We start from the raw sequence: 3,079 nt of genomic DNA on the forward strand, positions 1-3,079 counted from the left end.
ATCAACAACTATCGTCACCTGAACAGAATGGCAGAGAGAATTCAAACTGAAATAGAGAAACAGATAAAAAAATGAAAACCTCACCAATATTCAAAATTAATTTTCAACTAACTTTTGGATATGACCTGGAATATCGTTTAATAAATAATATAAAGAATTTTGTTTTTTGTCTGCCACCAATTCTTTTATTGTAAATTCATCGGCATTTTCCGGGGTATCAATTTTACCCACATCTATAATTTTAAAATTCAACTCTTTACGTTCATATTTTGAAGGCGCGACAATAGCCGATTCATCGCCAATATCTAATTCCCGCTGGACATCCGCCAAGACATCGAATGAAGCAGTTCCGGTTAAGCCAATAATTGGAATTTCTTTAGTAAGTGTTTTACAATATTTTCTGGCATTTTTTCCTAAACGCAAATATGCCGTTCTAAAATCGTGCCCCCACTCAGAAACGCAATGGGCTTCATCTACTATGCAATAAGTGAAAAAAGTATCTATCATAGATTCCAGATATTCTCGAAATTCAGCAATCTGAAGTCTCTCGGGGGAAATAAAAACAAATTGATAGAATCCCTTAACCATTTTTTCACTAACGTCCGCCCGTTCATTAGCGCTGATAGAAGAATTAATAAATGCAGTGGAATCCAGCCCTGCTGCTTTTAAATTATCATTTTGATCCCGCATTAAAGATTTTAAGGGATCTACAATTAATACAATCCCTGGCTGCAACAATGCTGACAATTGATAAGTAAGAGACTTACCTGCCCCAGTGGGTAAGAGAGCTATTACATTTTCAAGAGAAAGCGTTTTTTTAAGAATATTTACCTGACCTTCTCGGAAATTAATTTTGCGGAATATATTTCTTAAAAAGTAAACTAATGGTTCTGGCTGGTCTTCTTCCGGAATAATATATTTAATTGGTTTTGACGATTGAATTAAACGATTTTCTTTTAAAGAATGGCAAGAGCGAATTTTTATATAATATTTATTTTTATTTAAATCAATATTATTCGGATAATCAAAGCCTTCTCTTTGAAGAACCGAAATATCTATTATTGCATCGTAAAAATCCTGCGGTCGAAAATTCTCTATAGATTCCGTTTCAATACCATCGTTAAGTTGACAAGATTTAAATTCATCTGTATTAAAGATTTTTAATTTTATTTCAGGCAAGCTTCTGCCTTTACCTTCTAATGAAAAAATATTCTGAAAAAGTTGAATTAAATCTTCAATAGCAAGCAATGCGCAGGGGACATCTCTTTCGATTATTGCCAAATTCCAAGATTCTGTCTTCAGACTTAGAGTTCCTGATGAAATTAAAAATAGAATTGTTTTCTGAAGGCGTGCAATTGCAAAGGGTGATAATGCTATTTGTAAAGCTTCAAGCCCAAATTTTTTCGTCCAGATTGGTTTATCATAATTTTTCCTGATTTGGACGGAATATGGATGTTTTAAAAATTTATTGATTCGTTTAATCTTATTATTTGGAACTGATTCCAATTCATTTGTCCAAAAGCGAACGGTTGGCGCCCAACCAATTCTGTTTACAACTGAATCTCTTTTTTCATCTAAAGTTTTTTGGGGTTCTATTTTATGTTGCCAGCCATCAATTTCAATTACTAAACCTGTTGCAAAATTTTTTACACTTGGAAATTCAAAACTAAAATCAACTTTTTGATTGTAAAAATCATTTTTCTGATTTCCCAACCGAGCGCCAAGTCTATTAAAAGTTCTGTCTGAATAATTTAGTATGCTTTTGATAGTTCTTTGAGGTTCTATTAGTTGTCGTAAAGAGTTGTGAAATTTATCCGGTAATATTGAGTTAAAAAACAATTCTTCATATTCACTACTGTTATGTTCTTCCCAAGATTTAAAATTGAAGGTAGGCTTAAAATCTTTGTTAATTCTTGGCTCGACGATAAAAAATGATTTATAAATTAAATTTATATTCTCTTGTAACCTACTATTTCCATTATAAATAATTTCACCGGTTTTTCTATTTAGTTCTTTTTCAGATATTTTCAATGTTTCAGAAAATAGATCTTCAATGAAAATGGAAGGAAGAGTTGGTAAACCACGGGAAAGAAAATTATTTAAAACCATTACTATCGAATCTTCAATAGGATGGATATTAAAATCGTGTTCAATTTCGAAGCAGGATAGTTGTTCTAATAAACTAGAAAAATCGATTGTTTTATCAAATTTAGCTGTGGCTTTTTTTACCGAACTAAGAATATATCCACTATGAAGTTGTTTTCCCAAATTTTCAGATATTCCTTTTTTACCTAGGTTTTTTATAGCTGGCTAATACACATCTATCACGCACAATTTATCTTAGACTAATGGCTATATTTTCAAGTTTCTGTTTAAAACATCTGTTATCAGATATTTTCCCCAATACCGCTCCAATACACAATTTCAAAGGAGCCAACAATAAAAAACCATTTTGGTGGTAATGAAAGCCATAGTTCGGTAAATATTATTTCTAATTTTAATAATAAGCAACAATAAATTGTCCGCCGATCTACATTAAATCGGCCTTTGATTACAACTCATTGGAAGATTGCAAAGATTTTTAAAAGAGGATAAGGGAATACGGAATAAGGACATACGGAATAAGGAAATAAGGGGATAAGGCGGTTTCATTGCGGAATGCAGATTGTTCCAACAGGAACTCTCCATCAGGAGTCCTTTGTGACCTTCGGAGCAAATTTCAAATTTCAAATCGCCACACAGGTTTGTTGCCGGCCGCACCCGCCGAAAAATCTAAAATCAAAAATCTCACATCTAAAATCTCATATCTGATCCATCCCGACAATTGATAAAAAACCCGGCCAGAACAGATATTACAGTTTAATGCCCAGCTCGTCGATTTTACGATACAGGGACGACAAACCGATGCCCAGGATTTCCGCGCACTTGTTTTTATCGTTATCAACCCGTTTAAGAATTGCCAGAATATGCTGTTTCTCAAAATTGCGAACCGATGTTTTCAGATCGTCGGCATATTCCATGGAAACGCCCATACAGGCATGGGGCGGCAAATCTTTCAGGGTAATGTATTCACTCTCAC

Annotated in this window: 2 protein-coding genes; both read right to left on the bottom strand. The window is 33.5% G+C overall.

Features of this window, described 5'->3' with window-relative positions; all coding sequences use genetic code 11:
- Positions 1–96: 96 nt before the first annotated feature.
- Positions 97–2,268: a DEAD/DEAH box helicase gene (locus tag ACXLDF_RS09620; protein WP_457558305.1), complete on the bottom strand. Its 2,172-nt coding sequence runs from the start codon at positions 2,266–2,268 to the stop codon at positions 97–99.
- A gap of 584 nt (positions 2,269–2,852) precedes the next feature.
- Positions 2,853–3,079 (bottom strand): helix-turn-helix domain-containing protein (locus ACXLDF_RS09625; RefSeq protein WP_457558306.1); only part of this gene is annotated, 227 nt, incomplete at its 5' end.

The sequence above is a fragment of the Candidatus Harpocratesius sp. genome, assembly GCF_054039255.1.